Raw genomic sequence first — 20,832 nt, 5'->3', positions numbered from 1 at the left:
TCTACCCGAAAGGTACACTGTGAACAGCCCCGTACGGGACCTGGATCTCCGCGATCCCTACCCCTTCTTCGCCGCCCACCGCCGCGAACACGGCGTCTACCACGGCGGCGTCATGGACTACTCGCGAACACCGGAGGAGTTCCGGCCACGCGACTCCTGGTCGGCGCTCTCCTGGTCCGCGGCCAATGCGGCGCTGCGGGACACCGAGACCTTCAGCTCGAAGCTCTACGACAGCACCATCGGCGTCTTCATGGGCCCGACGATCCTGGCCATGAGCGGCTCCAGGCACAAGGCGCACCGCAACCTGGTGACCGCGGCGTTCAAGCCGCAGTCGCTGCTGACCTGGGAGCCGGAGATCGTGCGCCCGATCTGCACCGCGCTGATCGACGAGTTCGCCGAGCGCGGCACCGCGGATCTGGTGCGCGAGTTCACCTTCGAGTTCCCGACCCGGGTGATCGCCCGGCTGCTCGGGCTCCCGGAGGAGGACCTGCCGTTCTTCCGTAAGGCCGCGGTCGACATCATCAGCTACACCGGCAACTACAAGGCGGCCTTCGCGGCCTCGGCCGCGCTGCAGGAGTACTTCCAGGGCCACATCGATCAGCGCCGCTCGCAGCCCACCGACGACATCATCGGCGACCTCGTCACCGCCGAGATCGAGGGTGAGCAGCTCACCGACGAGGCGATCTACTCGTTCCTGCGGCTGCTGCTGCCCGCCGGGCTGGAGACCACCTACCGCTCCTCGGGCAATCTGCTGTACCTGCTGCTCACCCACCCCGAGCAGTTCGCGGCGGTGCAGGCGGATCGCCGGTTGCTCGGGCCGGCCATCGAGGAGGGGCTGCGCTACGAGACCCCGCTGACCCTGGTGCAGCGCACGGTCACTCGCGACACCGAGCTCGAGGGGGTGGCGATCCCGAAGGGCGCGACCCTGGATATCGCGCTCGGCGCGGCCAACCGGGACGAGGGGCGCTGGGAGCGCGCCGAGGAGTTCGACATCTCCCGCAAGCGCCTGCCGCACATCAGCTTCACCGCGGGCGCGCACACCTGCCTCGGGCTGCACCTGGCCCGGATGGAGACCAGGGTGGCGCTGGAGGTCCTGCTGGACCGGCTCACCGAGATCACCCTGCTGACCGAGGACGACCCGCACATCTTCGGCCAGCCCTTCCGCTCCCCCACCGCGCTGCCGGTGTCGTTCGAGGTGGCCGGATGAGCGAGCGCGACCCGTTCGACCTGTCCGGGCGCTCGGCGCTGGTGACCGGGGCCGCGGGCGGGATCGGTGCGGCGGTCGCCGTCGCGCTCGCCGCCCGCGGCGCGGCGGTGCTGGTGACCGACCTGGACGAAGCCGCCGCCGCGGGCACGGCCGAGCGCATCACGGGTGCGGGCGGTATCGCGGAGGCGGCGGCGCTCGATGTGCGCGACGGCGCCGCGGCCACCGCCGCGGCGGGCCGCGCGGCGGCACTGACCGGCGGCACCCTGCACATCGTGGTCAACAATGCCGGGGCAACGGCACCGGCCATGTTCGCCAAGACCACCGAGGAATCGGTGCTCGCCATGCTGGACATCCACGTCCTCGGGGCATTCCGCTGTGCCAAGGCCGCGCTGGCGTACCTGCCGGAGGACGGCACCGGCAGGATCATCAACGTCACCTCCTCGGCCGGGCTCACCGGCGCGCTCGGCCAGGTGAACTACTCGGCCGCCAAGGCGGGCATCGTCGGGCTCACCAAGTCGCTGGCCAAGGAGCTGGCCCGCAAGCAGATCACGGTGAACGCGCTGGCACCGGCCGCGGCGACGCCGATGACCGAGACCATCCGCACCGACGAGCGCTTCGCCGAGCAGACACTGGCCCGGATTCCGCTGCGCCGCTGGGCCGAACCGGCCGAGGTCGCGCAGGCCTTCGTCTTCCTCGCATCGGACGCGGCCTCCTACGTCACCGGCCAGGTGCTCCCGGTCGACGGCGGGCTGGTGATCTGATGGCGGGCCCGCTCACCGGGGTCACCGTGGTCGCGCTGGAGCAGGCGGTCTCGGCGCCCATGTGCACCCGCACGCTGGCCGATCTCGGCGCGCGGGTGATCAAGGTGGAGAATCCGCGCGGCGGCGACTTCGCCAGGCACTACGACGATGTGGTGCACGGGCAGGCGGCGCACTTCGTCTGGGCGAACCGGGGGAAGGAGTCGATCGCGCTCGACTTCACCGCGCCCGATGGGCTCGCGGTACTGCACCGGCTGCTGGCCACGGCGGATGTCTTCGTCGCCAATCTCGCGCCGGGTGCGCTGGCCCGGCGCGGTCTGGACCCCGCCGAGCTGCGGCGGCGCTACCCCGAGCTGATCGCGCTGGAGATCGACGGCTACGGCGCCGGCGGGCCGCTGTCGCACAAGCGCGCCTACGACCTGCTGATCCAGGCCGAGTCCGGCGCCTGCGCGGTCACCGGATTCCCCGGCGCGCCCGCCAAGCCGGGGCCGCCGGTCGCCGACGTGACCGCCGGGCTCTACGCCGCGATCACCATCCTCGCGCTGCTCTACCGCCGCGGTGGCGCGACGGCGTCGGTGAGCCTGTTCGACACCATGGCCGAGCTCATGGGCTATCCGCTCACGCACGCCCGCTACTCCGGCGCCGAACAGCCGCCGGTCGGCATGGGCTCGCCCGCGGTCGCCCCCTACGGCGCCTACCCGACCGCCGACGGGGCGACCGCGGTACTCGGCACCACCAATGACCGGGAGTGGCAGCGCCTCGCGACCGAGCTGCTCGCCCGCCCCGAGCTGGCGGCCGACCCGCGCTTCGCGAGCAATGCGGGGCGCGTGGCGCACCGGGCCGAACTCGACACCGCGCTCGCCGCGTGGTGCGCGGAGCTGCCCCTGACCGAGATCCTGCGCCGCGCCGACGCGGCCGGAATCGGCAATGCCCGATTCAACACCCCCGCCGAGGTCAACGCGCACCCGCAGCTGGCGGCGCGGGGCCGGTGGCGATCGGTCGAGAGCCCCGGCGGCACCGTGACCGCCCTGCTTCCGCCCCCGGTGATCGAGGGCTGGACCGCCGCGATGGGCGCCGTCCCCGCGCTCGGCGAACACACCGAATCCATCTTGCGCACCGCGGGTTTCGCATCCGACGAGATCGCCGCGCTCGGCACCGCCGGGATCGCGGTGCCCGCCCTGGAAGGAACGCCATGACCGTACTCCTTGCCGAACAGCACGGCGACGTGCGCACCCTCACGCTGAACCGCCCGGACCGGCGCAATGCCATCGATCGGGCGCTGTGGGCGGCGCTGCGCGAGCAACTCGCCGAGATCGCCGCGGGCGGTGCGCGGGCCGTCGTCCTCACCGGCGCGGGCGGGGCCTTCTCCGGTGGCGCCGATCTCTCCGCCACCGCCGACGTCGAGGAGTTCCCGGACCCGGCCGAGGAGATGCGCGGCATCAACGAGGTGGTGCGGCGGCTGCACGAACTGCCGGTGCCGACGGTGGCCAAGGTGCGCGGCCCGGCCTACGGCGCGGGCTGGAACCTCGCGCTCGCCTGCGATCTCGTGGTCGCGGCGCCCGATGCCCGGTTCTGTCAGATCTTCACCCGCCGCGCACTCTCCCCGGACTGCGGCGGTTCGTGGGTGCTGCCCCGGCTCGTCGGGTTGCAGCAGGCCAAGCGGCTCACCCTGCTCGCCGAGGCCATCGGCGCCGAGGAGGCGCTGGCGCTCGGGCTCGTCACCTGGGTCCGGCCGGAGCCCGAGATCGACGCCTTCACCGCCGAACTCGCCGGGCGGCTCGCCGCCGGAGCCCCCACCGCGCTGGCGCAGACCAAGGCGCTGCTGGCCGCGGGCGCGGACCGGACACTCGACGAGGCGCTGGACGCCGAGACCAGGGCCCAGGCCGTCAATCTCGCCGGTCCCGACGTGCTCGAGGCGTTCGCCGCCTTCCTGGAGAAACGCGAGCCGGCATTTCCGGGCGCGAACGCGAATTCGGGAGCCGCCGCGGAAATGTGATCTGAGATACATTATCGGCCGATCGGAATACCGCGGCGCCGTCGGAAATACCGAACGGTAAACCCCGTGGTAGCATCTACCGTGCGGATTTCGACGATCCGCTTCCGGCATTTCCCCGGCGGCGCCGGATGCCGGAAACACCGAGCACCGCAGAGGAAGTGAGTTCGGCGATGGCGAAGCGCGCAACGCCCGTGAAGCGGCAGCGCCGCGAGCGAGGATCGCTCAATCCCGAGGACATCATCCAGGGCGCCTTCGAACTCGCCGAAGAGGTCTCCATCGACGGGCTGAGCATGCCGCTGCTCGGCAAACACCTCGATGTCGGTGTCACCAGCATCTACTGGTACTTCCGCAAGAAGGACGACCTGCTCAACGCCATGACCGACCGGGCGCTGAGCCAGTACGCCTTCGCCGCGCCCTTCGTCGAGGCCGACGACTGGCGCGAGACGCTCCGCAATCACGCGCGGACAATGCGCCAAACGTTTCTCGGCAATCCGATTCTGTGCGATCTGATTCTCATTCGCTCCGCGCTGAGCCGCGATGCCGCCCGGCTCGGCGCGCAGGGAATCGAGCGCGCCATCAACACTCTGGTCAAAGCGGGATTCTCCGTCGACGACGCCTTCGACCTGTATTCCGCGATCAATCTGCACGTGCGCGGCTCGGTCGTATTGCAGCGGCTCTACGACAAGAACAAGGAACTCGAGGCCGAGGCGTCCGCCTACTACGAGGACATCGCCATCGAGCCGGAGACCACGCCGCTGCTCGCCGAGGCCATGGCGCGGGGGCGGCGCAGTGGTGCGCCGGACGACCGGAACTTCGAGTACGGGCTGGAGTGCATTCTCGACCACGCGAGCCGGGTGATCGCGGGCAGCGCGCCCGCCGTCCCGGCGAAGAAGGCGAAGGCTGCGGCCCCGGCGGCCAAGGCTCCTGCGAAGCAGGCCGCCGCCAAGCGGACCGCTGCCAAGGCACCGGCCACCCGCACCCGGCGCACCGCCGCCGCCTCCTGATCCGGCCCGCCGGCCGCGTGCCCCGGCGAACGCCCCGTGCCCCGGCTCTCACCCGCCGGGGCACGCTCGCGTTCACGGCTCCGGCACGTGGAAGTGCTCGTCCCGCAACCGGAATGCCTCGCGGGTGCCGTGCTCGGCCCTGGTCTTGACGAAGTTGAACTCACCGTCGGCGAACTGCAGATTCGTCCCGAAGGCGTGGAAGAGGTAACTCGCGACTTCCTCCCCCTGGTACGCCTGGCTCTGCTCGACCAGCCGGAACGCCTCCTTGGCGATCACCACACCGTCGGCGGGCATCTTCGCCGCCTTCTCCGCCCAGTACCGCGCCCGCGCCGTCACCTGCCCCGGCTCGCAGGTCTCGGTGAACACCCCGAGGTGCTCGAGCGTCCCCGCCTCCACGATGTCGCCGGTGAGCAGCAGCCGCCGCGCCAGCACCGGCCCGAGCCGGTGGAAGAACATGTGCAGACTGCCCAGCGCGGGCCCGAGGAAGCGGGTGGCGGGCATGCCGAGCCGCGCGTCCCGCGCCACCACGGCGATATCGGCCATCAGCGCCATCTCGAACCCGCCGCCGAGCGCGAAGCCGCCGATCTCGGCGACGGTGACCTTCGGGAAGCCGAGGAACTCGTGGTAGAAGTCGAAGGACTTGCGGTCCACCGTGAGCCGGCGCCGCTGGCTCGGCCTGCTCTTCTTCGGCGCGGCGCCATTGCCCTCGCCGTACCAGCCGTAGGCATTGTTCATATCGGCGCCGGTGCTGAAGACCCCGCCCTCGCCGCGCAGCAGGACCACGGTGATGTCGTCGTCGGCGGCCACCTCGTCGAGGAAGCGGGCCAGTCCGTCGCGCATGGTCGCGTCGTAGGAGTTGCGGCGCTCGGGGTTGTTCAGCGTGATGGTGGCGATCCGGCGGTCGTCGTCCACCTCGTAGCGGACGCGGCCGTCAGCGGCGCTGGTCATCGCGGGATCCTCTCGGTCGTCGGCGTGCCGGGGGCCCGGCGGTGGCCGTATCTGGTGCCGGTGAGACGCTCCGGCGTCGCCGCGACCGTCGCCACCACCGCGCGGCACAGCACCTCCGCGCCGTGGCGCAGCAGCGCCTGCGATTCGATGCCGGCCTCGGTGGCCGTGCGCTCGATCGAGAAGGTCAGCTCGGTCAGCAGCGGGGTCGGGCGCCGGTAGGTGATCGTCAGCGACCTCGTCTTGCCGGTGACGCCCGCCGCGCAGCTGTGCTGCTGGACCACGCAGTCGAAGAAGACGCCGAGAAAGCCGCCGTGCACCAGCCCCGGCGGGCCCTCGAAGGTCACCGGGAAGGTCACCCGGCCGGTCGCGGAGGCCGGATCGATGGCGTCGAAGACGTACTCCGGGAAGCACGGGTTGTAGCTGCCGATATCGAAGGCGTGGTCGAGGTAGATCCGGCGCTCCGGATCGTCCTCGGCATCACCCACCCGCGGCCGGGCGTCGGCAGGCGCGGTGGCGGTGAGCGCGCGCTCCCACTCCGCGAAGCGCGGCAGCATCTCCTCGACCACCGGCTGCGGCTGCTCCTGGGAGAGCAGCAGCGCGGCGAGGCGGCGCAGCGCGGATGCCGCGGCCTCGGTCTGGGCCAGCGGGCGCTCGCCGAAATGAATCTCCATGCGGGCCTCGTTCCTCCTCGGGCTCACGCCCACCTTGGCAGACGAGCAACGGTATTGTCTACTGTATCTATCTCAGTAAGGATCGGAGGGTGGCTGTGGGCGACGCGGTGACGAAGGTGGAGCGGGACGGAGCGGTGCTGCGGCTGACCCTGGACCGACCTGGGCGGCGCAACTCGCTGACCCCGGACATGGTGGAGACCCTGGTCACCGCGCTGACCGCCGCCGCATCCGACGACACCCTGCGCGCCGTCCACCTGCGCGGCGCGGGCGAGCACTTCTGCGCGGGCGTGGACTGGGTCTCCGGCAATGCCGGGGAGGCCAGGCCACGCACCGGCGCGGTGCTGCGCCGGGTCCCGCACACCGCGCACCGGGTGATCGAGCTGCTGCACACCGTGCAGCTGCCGGTGGTCGCCACAGTGCGCGGCTGGGCCGCCGGCCTCGGCTGCAACCTCGCGCTGGCCGCCGATTTCACCGTGGCCGCCCCGGACGCGACCTTCTGGGAGCCATTCCTGGACCGCGGCTTCAGCCCCGACTCCGGCTCCACCTGGCTGCTGCCGCGGCTCACCGGGCTCGCCCGCGCCCGCCGCATGCTGCTGCTCGGCGAGAAGATCGACGGCGCCACCGCCGCCGAGTGGGGGCTGATCCACGAGGTCGCCGACGACCCGGACGCCGCCGCCGAGGCACTGCTGACCCGGCTGGCCGCCGCGCCCACCGTGGCGTTCGGGCTGGCCAAGCAGGCGCTCGCGCAGAACCTGCACGCCACGCTGCCGCAGGCCATGACCAACGAGCTGTTCGCGCTCGAACTGTCCAGTCGCACCCGCGACTTCAAGGAGGGGCTCGCCGCGTTCCGGGAGCGCCGCACCCCGGACTTCGAGGGCCGATGACCACCGACGAAGGGAAGCCCATGCCGTACGACTCCATCGGATACGAGGTCGAGGGGCACACGGCCACCGTCACCCTGAACCGGCCCGAGGCGCTCAACGCGCTGAGCCCGCACATGATCACCGAACTGCGCGCCGCCTACACCGAGGCCGAGAACGACGACCGGGTCTGGCTGCTGATCGTCACCGCCACCGGCCGCGCCTTCTGCACCGGCGCCGACGTCAAGGCGATCCCCGGCGACGGCAAGGTGCTCAACGAACGCCCCTACCTCTCCACCTACGAGCAGTGGGAAGCGCCGCAGGAGGGAACTCCCCCGTTCCGCACCATGGCCAAGCCCATCCTGACCGCGGTGAACGGGATCTGCTGCGGCGCCGGGCTGGACTGGGTGACGACCTCCGACATCGTGATCGCCTCCGAGCAGGCCACCTTCTTCGACCCCCACGTCAGCATCGGGCTGGTGGCCGGACGCGAGGTGGTCCGGCTGGCGCGGGTGCTCCCCCGCTCGGTGGCGCTGCGGATGGCGATCATGGGCAAGCACGAGCGGATGAGCGCGCAGCGCGCCTACGAGCTCGGGATGATCAGCGAGGTGGTCGAGCACGACCGATTGCTCGAGCGGGCGCACGAACTGGCCGCCCTGGTCAACCGCAACGCCCCGCTGGCCGTGCGCGGCACCCGGCTCGCCATCCAGAAGGGACTCGACCTGCCGCTGCACGAGGCGGAGATGCTCGCCGAGTCGTTCCGCGAGCGCGTCACCCGCACCGAGGACGCACTGGAGGGCCCGAAGGCGTTCGTGGAGAAGCGGACCCCGGATTGGCAGGCGCGATGAGCGAGTACGACACCCTCCTGCTCGACATCGACGCGGCGGCGAAGGTCGCCACCATCACCCTGAACCGCCCCGAACGGCTCAACTCCTTCGACCGGCGCATGTGCGAGGAGATGGCCCGGATCTGGCACTCGCTGCGTACCGACGACCGGGTGCACGCGGTGGTGCTGCGCGCCGCGGGCGAGCGGGCCTTCAGCGCCGGGCTCGACATCAAATCCAGCTACGGCCAGCCGGACAGCATCTGGCACCACGAGGACCCGGGCGAGCTGCTCAGCCCCAAGTGGCAGAAGATGTGGAAACCGGTGGTCTGCGCGGTGCAGGGCATGTGCACCGCGGGCGCCTTCTACTTCGTCAACGAATCCGACGTGGTGCTCTGCGCCGAAGACGCCACCTTCTTCGACTCCCACGTCTCGGCCGGGCTGGTCTCCGCACTGGAGCCGATCGGGCTCATGCGCCGCGTCGGGCTCGGCGAAACGCTGCGCATCGCGCTGCTCGGCAACGACGAACGAGTCAGCGCCGCCACCGCACTACGGATCGGGCTGGTCACCGAGGTCGTTCCCGGCGAACGGCTGTGGGCGCGGGCGCACGAGATCGCCGCGACCATCGCCGCCAAACCACCCTCGGCCACCCAGGGCACCGTCAAAGCGATCTGGGAATCACTGGACAAGCCCTACCGCGCGGCGCTGGACCAGGGCCTGATCTACACCCGCCTCGGCAACCCGCTCGGCACCGCCGAACTCGCCGCCCACGGCCGCCCCGCCCCCACCCAACCGAGGATCCGCTGATGAGCACCTCCGTCCATCCCCTCATCCGCCGCCTCGCCGACGTGCTCACCCTGCGCCCCGACGCGCCGGCCATCGAATTCGACGGCCACTGGCACACCTGGGGCGAGCTCGCCGGTCCCGCGGCCCGGATCGCCGCGCTCACCAGGGCACACGCCGTCGACGGGCAGGCGCCGATCGGCATCCTGCTGCGCAACACCCCCGCGCACGTCACCGCCTTCCTCGGGGTGCTCGGCGCGGGCGGCACCGTGGTCGCCGTCAACCCGTCCCGCGGCGCGGAGCGCACCCGCGCCGACCTGCGCGAGCTGGGGCTGCCGCTGGTGCTCGGGCTCCCCGGCGACCTGGCGGCGGTGGTGCCGGACGGCACGCCGACCGCCTCGCTGGCCGGACTGTTCACCGGCCCCACCCCGCCGTATGCCGCCGACCCGCTCTCCACCGCGGTGGCGGTGCGCATGCTGACCAGCGGCACCACCGGCCCGCCGAAGCGGATCGACCTCGGCTACGACATGCTCGCGCACAGCGTCATCGGCCCCGGCTTCCGCGGCGCGCCCGCCCCGGACCGGCCGCGCACCGGCGTCGCGATCGTCAACGCGCCCTTGGTGCACATCGGCGGCGTGTTCCGCGTGCTGCAGTGCGTCGCCGAGGCGCGGCCGTTCGTGCTGCTGCCCCGGTTCGAGCTGGAGTCGTGGGCCCGCGCGGTACGCACGCACCGGCCGCGCGCGGTCTCGCTGGTGCCCGCCGCGCTGCGCATGGTGCTGCACTCCGAGCTGACCCGCGACGATCTGGCGAGCGTCGCGGTCGTCACCTCCGGCACCGCCCCGCTCGCCGCCGCCGACGCCGACGCCTTCCACGAGCGGTTCGGCATCCCGGTGCTGACCTCCTACGCCGCCACCGAATTCGGCGGCGGAGTAGCGGGCTGGAGCCTCGCCGACCACCGCGAGTTCTGGGCGACCAAACGCGGCAGCGTCGGCCGCGCCCAGGGCGGCGCGAAGCTGCGAGTGGTCGCCGACGACGGCGCCGCGCTGCCGCCGGGCGAGCCGGGGCTGCTGGAGGTGGCGCCCGGGCAGCTCGGCCCGGACGCGGACTGGATCCGCACCACCGACCTGGCCCGGCTCGACGACGACGGCTTCCTGTGGATCCTCGGCCGCGCCGACCAGGCGATCATCCGCGGCGGCTTCAAGGTGCTGCCCGACGATGTGCGCGGCGCGCTGGAGACGCACCCCGCGGTGCGCGGCGCCGCGGTGGTCGCCCGCCCCGACCCCCGCCTCGGCGAGACACCGGTGGCGATGGTCGAGCTGCGCTCCGGCACGCACGCCGACGCCACCGAGCTCACCGAGTTCCTGCGCGATCGGCTCGCCGGATACGAGGTGCCCGCCGAGATCGCGATAGTGCCGGAGATCCCGCGCACCCCCTCCGGCAAGCCGGATCTGACCGCGGTGCGCCTGCACTTCACCGAGATCGGTGAAGTACAGACGGTCACAGCCGCCGGGGCTTCCGCGATCGGAGGCGACCATGCCGTGTGACGCACCCGGTCGAGCGGTGCCGGCATCCCGCCCGCGATATCCGGGCGACGGCCCCCGCGCAGCGACGGGCCGGTACCGGCCTCCCGCCCGGATCACCGGCTCCGCGCGCCGGGAGCACCCCCATGCCTGACACCATCGACGCGCTGCTCACCGCCGCGGCGGCGGCGCACCCGGATCGCGAAGCGGTGATCGACCCGGAGCACCGGCTCACCTACGCCGAACTCGACTCGGCCACCGCCGAACTCGCGGCCGGGCTGGTGGCCGCCGGGATCGGGCCGGGCACCCGGGTCGGGCTGCTCGCCCCGAACAACACCGGCTGGGTGCGCACCGCGCTCGCCCTCACCCGGGTCGGCGCCGTGCTGGTTCCGCTCTCCACCCTGCTCACCCCGCCGGAGCTGCGCACCCAGCTGCGGGTGGCGTCGGTGCAGGTGCTCATCGCGGCCGAGGAGTTCCGCGGGCACCGCTACCTCGACGACCTGCGCGCGGCACTGGACTCCCCGCTCACCGCCCCGATCCTGCATCCCGAGGTCCCCGCGCTGCGCGCCCTGTGGACGACCGCCGAGGCCGCCGCCCTGCGCGGCGACGCAGCGGCCGTCACCCGCGCCCTCGCCGCCGCGGTGACCCCGGCCGACCCGCTCATCGTCCTGTTCACCTCCGGCAGCCGCGGTGCCCCGAAGGGGGTGATCCACGCGCACGGCAGCGCGCTCGGCGCGGTGCGGGCCGGGCTGGCCGACCGGTGCGTCACCGCGGGCACCCGGCTGTACCTGCCGATGCCGTTCTTCTGGGTCGGCGGCTTCGGCGGCGGCATCCTGTCCGCGCTGCTGGCCGGCGCGACGCTCGTCACCGAGGAGATCCCGCAGCCGGAGAGCACCCTGCGGCTGCTGGAGCGCGAACGGGTCACCCTGTTCCGGGGCTGGCCCGATCAGGCCGCGGCACTGGCCCGCGAGGCCACGGCGGCCGGTGCCGACCTCTCCGCGCTGCGGCCGGGCAGTCTCGAGGCGCTGCTCCCGCCGGAGCTGCGCGCGGCGCCCGGCGCCCGCGCCAACCTGTTCGGCATGACCGAATCCTTCGGCCCCTACTGCGGTTATGCCGCCGACACCGACATGCCGGAGCGGGCGTGGGGCAGCTGCGGAAGGCCGTTCCCCGGCACCGAGGTGCGCATCGCGGCCCCCGGCGGCGGCGAAGCGCTGCCCGCCGGGGAGATCGGCGAGATCCTGATCCGCGGCCCGCACATCCTGCGCGGCATGTGCGGGCGTAGCCGGGAGGAGCTGTTCACCCCCGACGGCTTCTACCGCACCGGGGACCTCGGCCGCCTCGACGAGGCCGGATTCCTCTTCTACCACGGCCGCACCGACGACATGGTCAAGGTCAGCGGCGCCACCGTCTACCCCGGCGAAGTCGAGCGCGCGCTGCGCTCGCTGCCCGCCGTGACACACGCCTACGTCACCGATCTGCCCGGACCGCGGATCGCCGCCGCCGTGGTCAGTCCCGCCGAGACCACCGTCGAGGAGCTGCGCGCGGCGGCCCGCGAGGTACTCAGCGCCTTCAAGGTGCCCGCGCTCTGGCTACTGCTCGACTCCGACAACGCGGTGCCGCGCGGCGGCACCGGCAAGGTCGACCTCCCCGCCCTGCGCGCGCTGCTCGCCGCCCGGGGCACCACCGCCACCACAGCAAGGACCGCACCATGACATCGCTCGAAGCGATCGGCGATCTGATGAACCGGATCGGCATCCGTCGGATCACCGAGGACGGAGCCGAGTACTGGGAACTGCCGGTGGCGCCGCACGTCGTCAACCTGTCCGGCGGACTGCAGGGCGGGCTGCTCGCCACCCTGGTCGATGTCGCGGCGGGCTCCGCCGCGCTCGCGGGGCGGCCTGCGGGCACCGGCGTCGTCACCTCCGACCTGAACATTCGCTACCTGCGCGCGGTCACCGCGGGCACGGCGCGGGCGTACACCCGGATCGTGCACAGCGGCAGGCGCTCCACCGTGGTGGAGGTCGAGGTGCGGGTGCTGCCCGGCGACGCGCTCGCGGTCCTCGCCACCTCCAGCTTCGCCAATGTCGAGTTCCCCGGGATAGGCACGCCGCCGGCCTGAGCCGTCAGCCGCGGTCGCCGTGCAGCGCGGCGACCGCGTCCACCCGCACCTTCATCGCCGCGTTGCGCGGCAGCTCGGCCAGCACCGCGACCGCCACCGGGACGTGGTGGCTCGGGAGTTCCGCGCGGACCAGTGCCCGCAGCTCGTCCGGGGTCGGCGCCGGGCTGCCGCGGCGCACCTCGACGGCGGCGAAGGGCACCTGCCCGAGCCGCCGGTCGGGCACCCCGACCACGCAGGCGTCGCGGACCGCCGGGTGCCGGATCAGCACGGCGCGCACCGATTCCGGCAGGATCTTGAAGCCGCCGCGGTTGATCGCCCCGTCGGCGCGGCCGTGGATGGTGACGAAGTCGTCGGCGTCGCGGGAGGCCAGATCGGTGGTCCGGATCCACTCCGGGCCCAGCGCCGCCACCCGCGCCTCCAGCAGTCCCCGCGCACCGGCCGTGACCTCGGCGCCGGTCGCCGGATCGACGACGCGGACCGACACCCCGGGCAGCGGGCGCCCGACGCTGCCCCGCTTGGCCGCGCCGTAGCGCTCGTGCAGCTCCGGGGTCCAGGCGCAGACCGAGCCCGCGAACTCGGTGGCGCCGTAGGCCCAGAGCAGCGGAATCCCGTACCGTTCCTCGAATTCGGCGCGCAGCCCGGGCTCCAGCGGGCCGGAGCCGCCGGGCAGGTATTCCAGTGAGGCCAGCTCCTCCGGTGGCACGTCGGCATCGAGCAGCATCCGCAGGATGGTCGGCTGCACCCCGGCCCGCCGCACCCGGTAGGCGCGCACCGCGCGCACCCACTCCGCGACGGTGAAGCGCTCCATCAGCACCATCCGGGTGCCGAGGAACGGCACCGCGAGCAGCTGGCAGATGCCGATGCTGCCGAACGGCCAGTACACCAGCTCCGGCGGGTCGTCCGGCGCGGCGGTGCGCCCGCCGGTCATGGTGCGCACGGTGTGCGCGAGCGCCGCGGTGCCGATCGCCACCCGCTTCGGCGGCCCGGTCGTCCCGCTGGTCAGGATGTGCAGCCCGGCCGCGGCGGCGCCGGTGGCGGGCGCGCCGCCGCGCGGAACCACCACGCCGACATCCGCCGAGCCGCCGCGCGGCACCACGACGCCGACCTCGGCCGCGCGGATCGCGGCCCGCACCCCCACGCTGCCCGCCGCCGCGCACGCCGCGGTGAGTTCCGTGGTCCAGTCCTGCTCGTCCGCGACGATCGCGGCCAGGCCGAGCTCGGCGACCTCGCGCGCGATCGCGCTCGCCGAGCGATAGGAGTTGATCATCACGAGCGGACGCCGCCCCGCCACCGCGCCGAGCACCACCGCGGCGTGCGGCACCCGATTGCGCACGATCACGCCGAGCGGCTCGGCCATGCCGACCCCGGCCGCGGCCAGTGCCGCCTCGACCGCGCGGTGCACGGCGGTGACCTCGTCACCGCTGTACCACTGCCGCTCGAACTCGACGAACGGCCGGGGCCCGTAGGAGCCGAGCCGCTCGGCGAGCACGGCGGCGAACTCGGCCCCGGCCCGCTCGTCCGCCGACGGCGGGGTCGCGGGCCCGCTCACTGCTCCTGCTCCGCGACCGGCCGGTAGAAGAGCGCCAGCTGGGCGACCCCGGCGCCGACGCCGAGCACCGCCGCGAGCACGAGGCCGAGCCAGCCCGCGGGGGCGTCGGCCCCGAAGATCAGGTGATCCAGCGAGAGCCTGCCCGCGCCGATGGTCGCGACCGAGACCGCGGCGACGGCCAGCACCAGGTTGTACTCCCAGCCGTTGCGGACGATGAAGAACCCGTGCTCCCGATGCACCGTCCAGGCCGCCACCAGCATCAACGCCACGAAAGCGGCGGCGGCGAGCGGCGTGAGGAAACCGGCCGCGAGCGCGAGCCCGGCGCCGACTTCGGTGCCCGCCGCGAGCCGGGCGTGCAGCACGCCGGGGCGCATGCCCATTCCGTCGAACCAGGCGGCGGTGCCCGGGATCCGGCCACCGGAGAAGAATTTCGCGTAACCGTGTGCCGCCAGCGTCAGCCCGAGACACACTCGCAGAATCAGCACACCCATATCGATCGCGGTCATGGAGCCAACTTACCGCTAGTCTTACAGTAAGCATATACAGACCAGGAGGAACGGCCATGACGAGTGCGTCCGGAGACGCGGTGACCGAGGACGAGTTCCGCGAGGTCGTCGCGCAGACCCGCAAGTTCGTCCGGGAGGTGGTGCTGCCCCGCGAGCGGGAGATCGCCGGGAACGACCGGGTGCCGGACGACATCGTCGAGCAGGCCAAGGCCATGGGGCTCTTCGGCTACGCGCTGCCCCCGGAGTGGGGCGGGCTCGGCCTGAACCTGGCGCAGGACGTCGAGCTGGCGCTGGAGTTCGGCTACACCACGCTCGCGCTGCGCTCGCTGTTCGGCACCAACAACGGCATCGCCGGGCAGGTGCTCGTCGGCTACGGCACCGAGCAGCAGAAGCAGCGGTGGCTGGCCGATATCGCCGCCGGGCGGGTGGTCGCCTCGTTCGCGCTCACCGAGGAGGGCGCCGGCTCGAACCCGGCGGCGCTGCGCACCACCGCCACCCGCGACGGCGACGGCTGGGTCATCGACGGGCAGAAGCGGTTCATCACCAACGCCCCGGTCGCCGACCTCTTCGTCGTCTTCGCGCGCACCCGCCCGGCCGACGCGGACGGCGCCGGGATCGCGGTGTTCCTGGTCCCGGCCGGCACCCCCGGCGTGCAGGTCGGCCCGAAGGACCGCAAGATGGGCCAGGAGGGCGCCTGGACCGCCGAGGTGCGGTTCCAGGACGTCCGCGTGGCCGACGACGCGCTGGTCGGCGGCAGCGAGGACATCGGCTACCGGGCGGCCATGAGCTCGCTCGCCCGCGGGCGGGTGCACATCGCGGCGCTGGCCGTCGGGGCCGCGCAGCGCGCGCTCGACGAGTCGGTCGCCTACGCCGCCGGTGCCACCCAGGGCGGTACCGCCATCGGCGAATTCCAGCTGGTACAGGCGATGCTCGCGGATATGCAGACCGGGGTGATGGCCGGGCGCGCACTCGTCCGTGACGCCGCCAGGCAGTGGGTCAGCGAGGAGGACCGGCGGATCGCGCCCTCGGTCGCCAAGCTGTACTGCACCGAGATGGCCGGGCAGGTGGCGGATCTGGCGGTCCAGGTGCACGGCGGCACCGGCTACATGCGCGACGTCACCGTGGAGCGCATCTACCGCGACGTCCGGCTGCTGCGGCTCTACGAGGGCACCAGCGAGATCCAGCGGTTGATCATCGGCGGCGGGCTGGTGCGCGCGGCCCAGCGCGCCCGCTGATCGGAGCACACCCTGAGCCGGACGCCCATCGACATTCTCGAGCGTGCCGCCGCGCAGGTGGGCCTCGACGCATCCGCCGCGACCCTGCTCCGCGACGGCGCCAACGCCGTTTTCGAACTGAGCGGCGGGATCGTTGCCCGGATCGGACGATCCTTCAGCGTGGATGCCGCTGACCATGAACTGCGGGTCTCTCGATGGCTCCATGCCTCCGGGATCCCCGCCGTCGCTGCGGTGACAACGCTGCCGCAGCCGATCGTTGTCGAGGACCGCCCTGTCACCTGGTGGCACCTGATTCCCGACCACCGCCCAGCGACCCCCGCCGAACTCGGCGGGGCACTCGCCCGCCTGCACGCCCTGAACCCGCCGACCACCTTCGAACTGCCGGAATACGAACCGTTCACCGGGCTCCACGACCGGACCACCGCGGCCGACGCCCTTGGAGACAACGATCGGACGTGGCTGATTCAGCACCACACGACATTGCGGCGACGGTACGACCAACTTCCGCCGCCGGCGCGGATCACGGTGATCCACGGCGACGCCTGGCAGGGCAACCTGGTCGTACCCGCCGACGGCACCCCGATCTTCCTCGACCTCGACAAGGTCTCCCGCGGGCGACCCGAATGGGATCTCGTGCAACTCGCGGTCGACCACACCGACTTCACGCGCCTCGACGCCGCCGACTACCGCAGTTTCGTCGCCGGGTACGGCGGCTTCGATCTGACCTCGACGCCGGAGTTCCGGACCTTCGCCGACATCCAGGAGTTGCGCTGGGCCACCTTCGCGATCGGCCTGGCCCACCGCGACCGGGCGGCAGCGGACGAGGTGCGGCACCGCATCGCCTGCCTGCGCGGTCGCGTCCCGAGGCCATGGGAATGGCGCGCGCTGTGACACAGGCGATTGTCATGCCTGTCCTGAGGCCGCGAACCGGAATTGCTCGTGCATGAAGGCGATCACTCCACCGACCGCTTCTGGCACCACCCGGAGATGGCCCACACGCATCCGGCCGACTACCAGACCCTGACCCGGCAGCCCGGCTTCATCGCCTACCGGACAGGTGACGATAGATGACCTGTCACAATCCCGCATGCCCACTTTCGCGCAGCACCCGGTGATCACCGTCATCAGCGGCCCCGCCGGCTCGGGCAAGTCGACTCTTGCCCACGCCCTGGCCGAGCGGGTCGGGATTCCGGCGATCATCCGCGACGAGATCAAGCAGGGCATGTCTATCCACTGCAACGCCCCACAGCAGGTGCTCCACGACCGCACAGCCCACCGCGTCGAGCACAATCCGCACCGGCGCGCCCACGACGACGCGGGCCTGCTCGCCGAGATCACCGCCGGAACACGCACGGCCGCGTCCTTCGTACCGGTGAGCATGGACGTCGCGCAGATGACCGTGGACACCACCGACGGGTACGAGCCGGGTCTCGACGACCTCGGGCAGTTCGTCGACGCGCCCGGCAAGTGGCCCCGTCGGCGACCTGAGCGAGCGGTCATCGGCCACCGACGATGCCGCGCTCGATCAAGCGACGGCGATCGCGCGCAGGCGGCCGGAGTCGGCCACGACTTCCGCAACCCGCGCGGGCCGCGGCGTTGTCGGCCTACGCGGTCACTGACCGAAGGCATGGCAATGGAGCGCGCTGTGACACGTGGGTGCCGGCGACTACCCTTCGGCCGCGACCCGGGCCCGCTCGTGCATGGAGGCGATTACTCCACCGTCGGAGAGGATGTCGGTCCCCGTGAGGTAACCGGCCTTCGCGCTGACGCAAAAGGCGAGCAGCTCCGCCATCTCCTCGGCCGTACCCCACCGGGGCACCGCGAAGTCGGCGACCATCGCACCGGCGCCCGCCTCGGCCTCCAGCCGCCCCATCTCGGTGTCGATCGAACCGGGCGAGACCGAGACGATGCGCTGGCCGCGGCTGTTGAAGCGCTCGGCCTGGGAGGCGGTGTACCACCGCACGAAGCTCTTGCCGACGGCATAGGCGTAGCCGGAGCGCGCCTCCTCGGGGACGACTCCGCAGACCGCCTCCAGCTCGGCGAGAAAGGCCGCGCTGTCCTGGAGCGCCACCGGGAAATGCTGCGCCGGAACGGCTTCGGGGGGCAGCATGTGCGCGGCCATCGAGGCCACGTTCACGATCGCGGCGCCCGCCCCCGCGACCCGGTGGAAGGTCTCGCCGACGAGCAGCGTGCCGAGTGCGTTGACGCGCAGTACGAACGCGGCGTCGCCCATGCTCGGGCTCACCCCCGCGGTGTGCACCACCGCGCCGAGCTCCCCGAGCCCCGCCGCCGTCTCGAAGAGTCGCTCGACCGCGGCGACATCGGTGACATCGCAGGTCACCGGCACCACGGTGATTCCCCGCTCGGTCAGCCCGGCGACCGCGGACTCGAGCCGCTCCGCCCGGACGTCGGCGAGAACCACCGTCTGCTCCCGGCCGAGAATCGCCGCCGTGGCGACCCCCATGCCACCCGCTCCACCGGTGACGATCGCGACCCGGTTCGCCTCTGCGTCGACCATGACGCCGCCTTTCCTCAGTTTCGAGACACTATGTCTCGTTATCGGACGCTACCCGCTCGGCCGCGTCAGCGGAAGGTGCCGCGAGCATGCCGCTCAGCAGCATGTCGACCAGCCCGGCCCCCGGCTCGCGCTCGGCGGTGGTGAGCAGCCGGTAGAGCAGCGTCGCGATGAGCGCCTCGGCGGCGGCGGCGATCTCGGCATCGGGGCGGAGCTGACCGGCCCGCACAGCGGTGTCCAGGCGGGCGACCAGCGCCCGCTCCAGCGGCCCGGTGATGCGCTCGTACAGCCGTTCGGCGTCGGTGGTGCTCTCCGCCGCGGCGGCCGCGAGCCCGCGCAGCATGGCCGCCAGCTCGGGATCGCGGGCAGCCTGCTGGTTCTCCGACCACCAGGTCCGCACATCGCGCAGGACGTCGCCGGTGTCGGCGGGCGCGGCGGCCTCGGGCGCGAGGACGCCCGTGGTCACCGCCTCGGTCACCACGGCGGCCTTGGACGACCACCAGCGGTAGACGGTCTGCCTGCCCACGCCTGCCGCGGCCGCGATCGCCTCGATGGTGACGCCCTCGTACCCCCGCTCCGACACCAAGTCGCGCGTGGCCTCGAGGATCGCCAGATGTGCCCGGTCGCTGCGCGGCCTGCCGCCCTTGGTTCCCGCCATGGGCCCACCCTAGAAGCCGCTACCCGGCCACCTGCTCCCGCGCCCAGCGGTAGTCGGGCTTACCGGCCGGACTGCGGGTGAGCGCGGGCCGGAACACCACGGCCTTGGGCAGCTTGTACCTGGCCAGGCTCTGCCCGGCGTGCGCGGTGAGCTCCTCGGGGGTGGCGGTGGCGCCGTCGGCGAGCGCGACCACCGCGACCACCTCCTGCCCCCAGTGCTGACTCCGCCTGCCGACCACGATCACATCGGCGACCGCGGGGTGTGACCCCAGGGCGATCTCGACCTCCTCGGCGAAGACCTTCTCGCCCCCGGTATTGATGGTCATCGAGTCCCGCCCGAGTAGCTCGATCCCGCCACCGGCGAGGTGCCTGGCCCGGTCGCCGGGCAGCGAGAAGCGGGTGCCGTCGATGACCGGGAAGGTCGCGGCGGTCTTGTCGGCGTCACCCTTGTAGCCGAGCGGCGCATAGCCGCGCTGGGCCAGCCAGCCGATCCCCTCGTGCCCCGGCTCGAGCACCGAGCCGAGATCCTCGGCGACCACCCGGGTGTGCGGGCCCGCGGTGAAAGTTCCTGCGGAAGGCACGCCGGCGGCGGAGATCCGGGACATCTGCGCACCGCCCTCGGACGAGCCAACACCGTCGATGATCACCAGCCCCGGCTTGGCGGCGAGCAGCCGCTCCTTGAGCGCCGGGCTCAGCACCGCGCCGCCGTTGCCGATCGCCACCAGCGAGGAGACATCGGCGATACCGGATTCGATCGCCGCGAGCAGCGGCCTGGCCATGGCGTCGCCGACCAGGGTGACCACCGCGACCCGCTCGCGCTCGATGGTGCGCACCACCTCGTCGGCGTCGATGCGCTCGACAGTCGGCGGGAACACCACGGTCTGGCCCGAACTCAAGGCGGTCAGCGCCGCCCACTGCGCGGCACCGTGGATGAGCGGCGGCAGGATCATCAGCTTCAAGCCGGGGTTCGCCGCGACCCGCTCGGCGATGATGTCGTAGGACTCGACGACCGCGCCGGTGTTCATGTCCCGCCCGCCGCAGGCGGCGACGAACAGGTCGTGCTGGCGCCAGAGCACACCCTTGGGCATGCCGGTGGTGCCACCGGTGTAGAGCACGTACAGATCGTCCGGCGTCGGCTCCACCGGCAGCGCGTCCGGATCGGCGGCGGCGAGGGCGCTCTCGTAGTCGACCGCGCCGTCCAGCAGGGCATTGCCGGAGCCGTCAGCGATCTGGACGAGCACCCGCAGGTGCGGTAGCTCGGGCAGCACCTCGGCCAGCCGGGGCGCGAAGGCGGCGTGGTAGATCAGGGCGGTGGCGCCGGAACCGCCGATCAGGTACCGCAGTTCGTCGCGCACGTAGCGGTAGTTGACATTGAACGGCGCCACCCTGGCGCGCAGCGCGCCGACGATGCCCTCGACGAACTCGGGGCCGTTGTAGGCGTAGATCCCGGCCAGGTCCTGCCCGACCTCGTGTCCGGCGAGCTCGCCGCGCTCGCGGTGGCAGCCGAGCCCCTGCGCGTGCAGGAAGGCGGCGAGCCGCCGGGAACGCTCGGCGATCTGCGCGTACGTGTAGCGGCGGTCGCCGTGCACCACCAGCTCGCGGTCGGGGATCTGGGCGGCCACCACGTCGGCGGTGTGCACGAGGGTGAACTCGGTCGTCACGGAGCGGGACACTGCTGTCT

22 protein-coding genes are annotated in these 20,832 nt (G+C 72.6%); 14 read left to right on the top strand and 8 right to left on the bottom strand.

From position 1 onward, the window contains the following. Nucleotides 1–19 precede the first annotated feature (19 nt). The 5 genes from ACFUJ1_RS22410 to ACFUJ1_RS22390 all read left to right on the top strand — a co-directional run bounded on the left by ACFUJ1_RS22410 (nt 20) and on the right by ACFUJ1_RS22390 (nt 4,965). Nucleotides 20–1,207, top strand: a complete 1,188-nt coding sequence (locus tag ACFUJ1_RS22410) for a cytochrome P450 (protein WP_378648442.1) — start codon at nt 20–22, stop codon at nt 1,205–1,207. Beyond that, the gene (locus ACFUJ1_RS22405; RefSeq protein WP_378648440.1) at nt 1,204–1,968 is read left to right on the top strand and encodes an SDR family NAD(P)-dependent oxidoreductase; all 765 of its coding nucleotides are present in this window, start codon (nt 1,204–1,206) and stop codon (nt 1,966–1,968) included. Before ACFUJ1_RS22410 ends, ACFUJ1_RS22405 begins: the two co-directional genes overlap by 4 nt. Then, nucleotides 1,968–3,161, top strand: coding sequence for a CaiB/BaiF CoA transferase family protein (locus tag ACFUJ1_RS22400; RefSeq protein WP_378648438.1), 1,194 nt, complete (start codon nt 1,968–1,970; stop codon nt 3,159–3,161). The genes ACFUJ1_RS22405 and ACFUJ1_RS22400 overlap by 1 nt, the downstream gene beginning before the upstream one ends. Beyond that, nucleotides 3,158–3,961 (top strand): enoyl-CoA hydratase/isomerase family protein, encoded by an 804-nt coding sequence (locus ACFUJ1_RS22395; protein WP_378648436.1) that lies wholly within the window; start codon nt 3,158–3,160, stop codon nt 3,959–3,961. The genes ACFUJ1_RS22400 and ACFUJ1_RS22395 overlap by 4 nt, the downstream gene beginning before the upstream one ends. Before the next feature lie 170 nt (nt 3,962–4,131). After that, a complete protein-coding gene (locus ACFUJ1_RS22390; protein WP_378648434.1) occupies nt 4,132–4,965 on the top strand; it encodes a TetR/AcrR family transcriptional regulator C-terminal domain-containing protein in 834 nt (277 codons plus the stop codon). Between the two features lie 72 nt (nt 4,966–5,037). Here the strand turns inward: ACFUJ1_RS22390 and ACFUJ1_RS22385 are convergent, their stop codons facing one another. Further along, complete coding sequence (locus ACFUJ1_RS22385) at nt 5,038–5,913, bottom strand: enoyl-CoA hydratase/isomerase family protein (protein ID WP_378648432.1); 876 nt, start codon at nt 5,911–5,913, stop codon at nt 5,038–5,040. Beyond that, nucleotides 5,910–6,584, bottom strand: coding sequence for a hypothetical protein (locus ACFUJ1_RS22380; protein ID WP_378648430.1), 675 nt, complete (start codon nt 6,582–6,584; stop codon nt 5,910–5,912). Before ACFUJ1_RS22380 ends, ACFUJ1_RS22385 begins: the two co-directional genes overlap by 4 nt. Nucleotides 6,585–6,673: 89 nt before the next feature. Here ACFUJ1_RS22380 and ACFUJ1_RS22375 point away from each other — a divergent pair, with 89 nt between their 5' ends. The 6 genes from ACFUJ1_RS22375 (at nt 6,674) to ACFUJ1_RS22350 (ending at nt 12,689) form a co-directional block, all read left to right on the top strand. Beyond that, on the top strand, nt 6,674–7,468 hold the full coding sequence (locus ACFUJ1_RS22375; protein WP_378648428.1) for an enoyl-CoA hydratase/isomerase family protein: 795 nt from the start codon (nt 6,674–6,676) through the stop codon (nt 7,466–7,468). Nucleotides 7,469–7,488: 20 nt separating this feature from the next. Further along, nucleotides 7,489–8,292 (top strand): enoyl-CoA hydratase/isomerase family protein, encoded by an 804-nt coding sequence (locus ACFUJ1_RS22370; protein ID WP_378648474.1) that lies wholly within the window; start codon nt 7,489–7,491, stop codon nt 8,290–8,292. Then, nucleotides 8,289–9,074, top strand: coding sequence for an enoyl-CoA hydratase/isomerase family protein (locus tag ACFUJ1_RS22365; RefSeq protein WP_378648426.1), 786 nt, complete (start codon nt 8,289–8,291; stop codon nt 9,072–9,074). Before ACFUJ1_RS22370 ends, ACFUJ1_RS22365 begins: the two co-directional genes overlap by 4 nt. Further along, a complete protein-coding gene (locus tag ACFUJ1_RS22360) occupies nt 9,074–10,594 on the top strand; it encodes a class I adenylate-forming enzyme family protein (protein ID WP_378648424.1) in 1,521 nt (506 codons plus the stop codon). Before ACFUJ1_RS22365 ends, ACFUJ1_RS22360 begins: the two co-directional genes overlap by 1 nt. Before the next feature lie 122 nt (nt 10,595–10,716). Further along, the gene (locus tag ACFUJ1_RS22355; RefSeq protein WP_378648422.1) at nt 10,717–12,282 is read left to right on the top strand and encodes a class I adenylate-forming enzyme family protein; all 1,566 of its coding nucleotides are present in this window, start codon (nt 10,717–10,719) and stop codon (nt 12,280–12,282) included. Next, on the top strand, nt 12,279–12,689 hold the full coding sequence (locus tag ACFUJ1_RS22350; protein ID WP_378648420.1) for a PaaI family thioesterase: 411 nt from the start codon (nt 12,279–12,281) through the stop codon (nt 12,687–12,689). The genes ACFUJ1_RS22355 and ACFUJ1_RS22350 overlap by 4 nt, the downstream gene beginning before the upstream one ends. A gap of 4 nt (nt 12,690–12,693) precedes the next feature. Here ACFUJ1_RS22350 and ACFUJ1_RS22345 read toward each other — a convergent pair whose 3' ends face one another. Both ACFUJ1_RS22345 and ACFUJ1_RS22340 read right to left on the bottom strand, forming a co-directional pair. After that, a complete protein-coding gene (locus ACFUJ1_RS22345; protein WP_378648418.1) occupies nt 12,694–14,238 on the bottom strand; it encodes a fatty acid--CoA ligase family protein in 1,545 nt (514 codons plus the stop codon). Then, nucleotides 14,235–14,744: a DoxX family protein gene (locus ACFUJ1_RS22340; RefSeq protein ID WP_378648416.1), complete on the bottom strand. Its 510-nt coding sequence runs from the start codon at nt 14,742–14,744 to the stop codon at nt 14,235–14,237. The genes ACFUJ1_RS22345 and ACFUJ1_RS22340 overlap by 4 nt, the downstream gene beginning before the upstream one ends. A 56-nt stretch (nt 14,745–14,800) precedes the next feature. On the opposite strand from ACFUJ1_RS22340, the gene ACFUJ1_RS22335 reads away from it, so the two are divergent. Genes ACFUJ1_RS22335 through ACFUJ1_RS22325 form a run of 3 tightly spaced genes read left to right on the top strand, consistent with a single transcriptional unit; the run spans nt 14,801 to nt 17,050 of the window. After that, nucleotides 14,801–15,979 (top strand): acyl-CoA dehydrogenase family protein, encoded by a 1,179-nt coding sequence (locus tag ACFUJ1_RS22335; protein WP_378648414.1) that lies wholly within the window; start codon nt 14,801–14,803, stop codon nt 15,977–15,979. A gap of 57 nt (nt 15,980–16,036) precedes the next feature. Continuing rightward, on the top strand, nt 16,037–16,870 hold the full coding sequence (locus tag ACFUJ1_RS22330; protein ID WP_378648412.1) for a phosphotransferase enzyme family protein: 834 nt from the start codon (nt 16,037–16,039) through the stop codon (nt 16,868–16,870). A gap of 48 nt (nt 16,871–16,918) precedes the next feature. Further along, nucleotides 16,919–17,050 carry a hypothetical protein gene (locus ACFUJ1_RS22325; protein WP_378648409.1) on the top strand — a complete coding sequence of 44 codons (132 nt, stop codon included), beginning with the start codon at nt 16,919–16,921 and terminating at the stop codon, nt 17,048–17,050. 4 nt (nt 17,051–17,054) lie between these two features. On the opposite strand, the gene ACFUJ1_RS22320 is transcribed toward ACFUJ1_RS22325, so the two are convergent. The 4 genes from ACFUJ1_RS22320 to ACFUJ1_RS22305 form a co-directional block, all read right to left on the bottom strand. Continuing rightward, a complete protein-coding gene (locus ACFUJ1_RS22320) occupies nt 17,055–17,486 on the bottom strand; it encodes a hypothetical protein (protein ID WP_378648407.1) in 432 nt (143 codons plus the stop codon). A 159-nt stretch (nt 17,487–17,645) separates the two neighbouring features. Continuing rightward, nucleotides 17,646–18,497 (bottom strand): SDR family oxidoreductase, encoded by an 852-nt coding sequence (locus tag ACFUJ1_RS22315; RefSeq protein ID WP_378648405.1) that lies wholly within the window; start codon nt 18,495–18,497, stop codon nt 17,646–17,648. Nucleotides 18,498–18,525: 28 nt separating this feature from the next. Continuing rightward, the gene (locus ACFUJ1_RS22310; RefSeq protein ID WP_378648403.1) at nt 18,526–19,152 is read right to left on the bottom strand and encodes a TetR/AcrR family transcriptional regulator; all 627 of its coding nucleotides are present in this window, start codon (nt 19,150–19,152) and stop codon (nt 18,526–18,528) included. A gap of 19 nt (nt 19,153–19,171) precedes the next feature. Next, a complete protein-coding gene (locus ACFUJ1_RS22305) occupies nt 19,172–20,824 on the bottom strand; it encodes an acyl-CoA synthetase (RefSeq protein WP_378648401.1) in 1,653 nt (550 codons plus the stop codon). Nucleotides 20,825–20,832 lie beyond the last annotated feature (8 nt).

Source organism: Nocardia sp. NPDC057227, from assembly GCF_042669725.1.
Classification (GTDB): domain Bacteria; phylum Actinomycetota; class Actinomycetes; order Mycobacteriales; family Mycobacteriaceae; genus Nocardia; species Nocardia asteroides_A.
Note: the sequence above shows the minus strand (reverse complement) of the source record. Positions and strands in the feature narration are given on the sequence as shown.

Bases quoted from the DNA above. Each gene is read 5' to 3' on its own strand.
- ACFUJ1_RS22385 (WP_378648432.1), bottom strand. From the start codon at position 5,913: ATGACCAGCGCCGCTGACGGCCGCGTCCGCTACGAGGTGGACGACGAC.
- ACFUJ1_RS22355 (WP_378648422.1), top strand. From the start codon at position 10,717: ATGCCTGACACCATCGACGCGCTGCTCACCGCCGCGGCGGCGGCGCAC.
- ACFUJ1_RS22340 (WP_378648416.1), bottom strand. From the start codon at position 14,744: ATGACCGCGATCGATATGGGTGTGCTGATTCTGCGAGTGTGTCTCGGG.
- ACFUJ1_RS22350 (WP_378648420.1), top strand. From the start codon at position 12,279: ATGACATCGCTCGAAGCGATCGGCGATCTGATGAACCGGATCGGCATC.
- ACFUJ1_RS22370 (WP_378648474.1), top strand. From the start codon at position 7,489: ATGCCGTACGACTCCATCGGATACGAGGTCGAGGGGCACACGGCCACC.
- ACFUJ1_RS22400 (WP_378648438.1), top strand. From the start codon at position 1,968: ATGGCGGGCCCGCTCACCGGGGTCACCGTGGTCGCGCTGGAGCAGGCG.
- ACFUJ1_RS22310 (WP_378648403.1), bottom strand. From the start codon at position 19,152: ATGGCGGGAACCAAGGGCGGCAGGCCGCGCAGCGACCGGGCACATCTG.
- ACFUJ1_RS22335 (WP_378648414.1), top strand. From the start codon at position 14,801: ATGACGAGTGCGTCCGGAGACGCGGTGACCGAGGACGAGTTCCGCGAG.
- ACFUJ1_RS22395 (WP_378648436.1), top strand. From the start codon at position 3,158: ATGACCGTACTCCTTGCCGAACAGCACGGCGACGTGCGCACCCTCACG.
- ACFUJ1_RS22380 (WP_378648430.1), bottom strand. From the start codon at position 6,584: ATGGAGATTCATTTCGGCGAGCGCCCGCTGGCCCAGACCGAGGCCGCG.
- ACFUJ1_RS22315 (WP_378648405.1), bottom strand. From the start codon at position 18,497: ATGGTCGACGCAGAGGCGAACCGGGTCGCGATCGTCACCGGTGGAGCG.
- ACFUJ1_RS22390 (WP_378648434.1), top strand. From the start codon at position 4,132: ATGGCGAAGCGCGCAACGCCCGTGAAGCGGCAGCGCCGCGAGCGAGGA.
- ACFUJ1_RS22360 (WP_378648424.1), top strand. From the start codon at position 9,074: ATGAGCACCTCCGTCCATCCCCTCATCCGCCGCCTCGCCGACGTGCTC.
- ACFUJ1_RS22405 (WP_378648440.1), top strand. From the start codon at position 1,204: ATGAGCGAGCGCGACCCGTTCGACCTGTCCGGGCGCTCGGCGCTGGTG.
- ACFUJ1_RS22365 (WP_378648426.1), top strand. From the start codon at position 8,289: ATGAGCGAGTACGACACCCTCCTGCTCGACATCGACGCGGCGGCGAAG.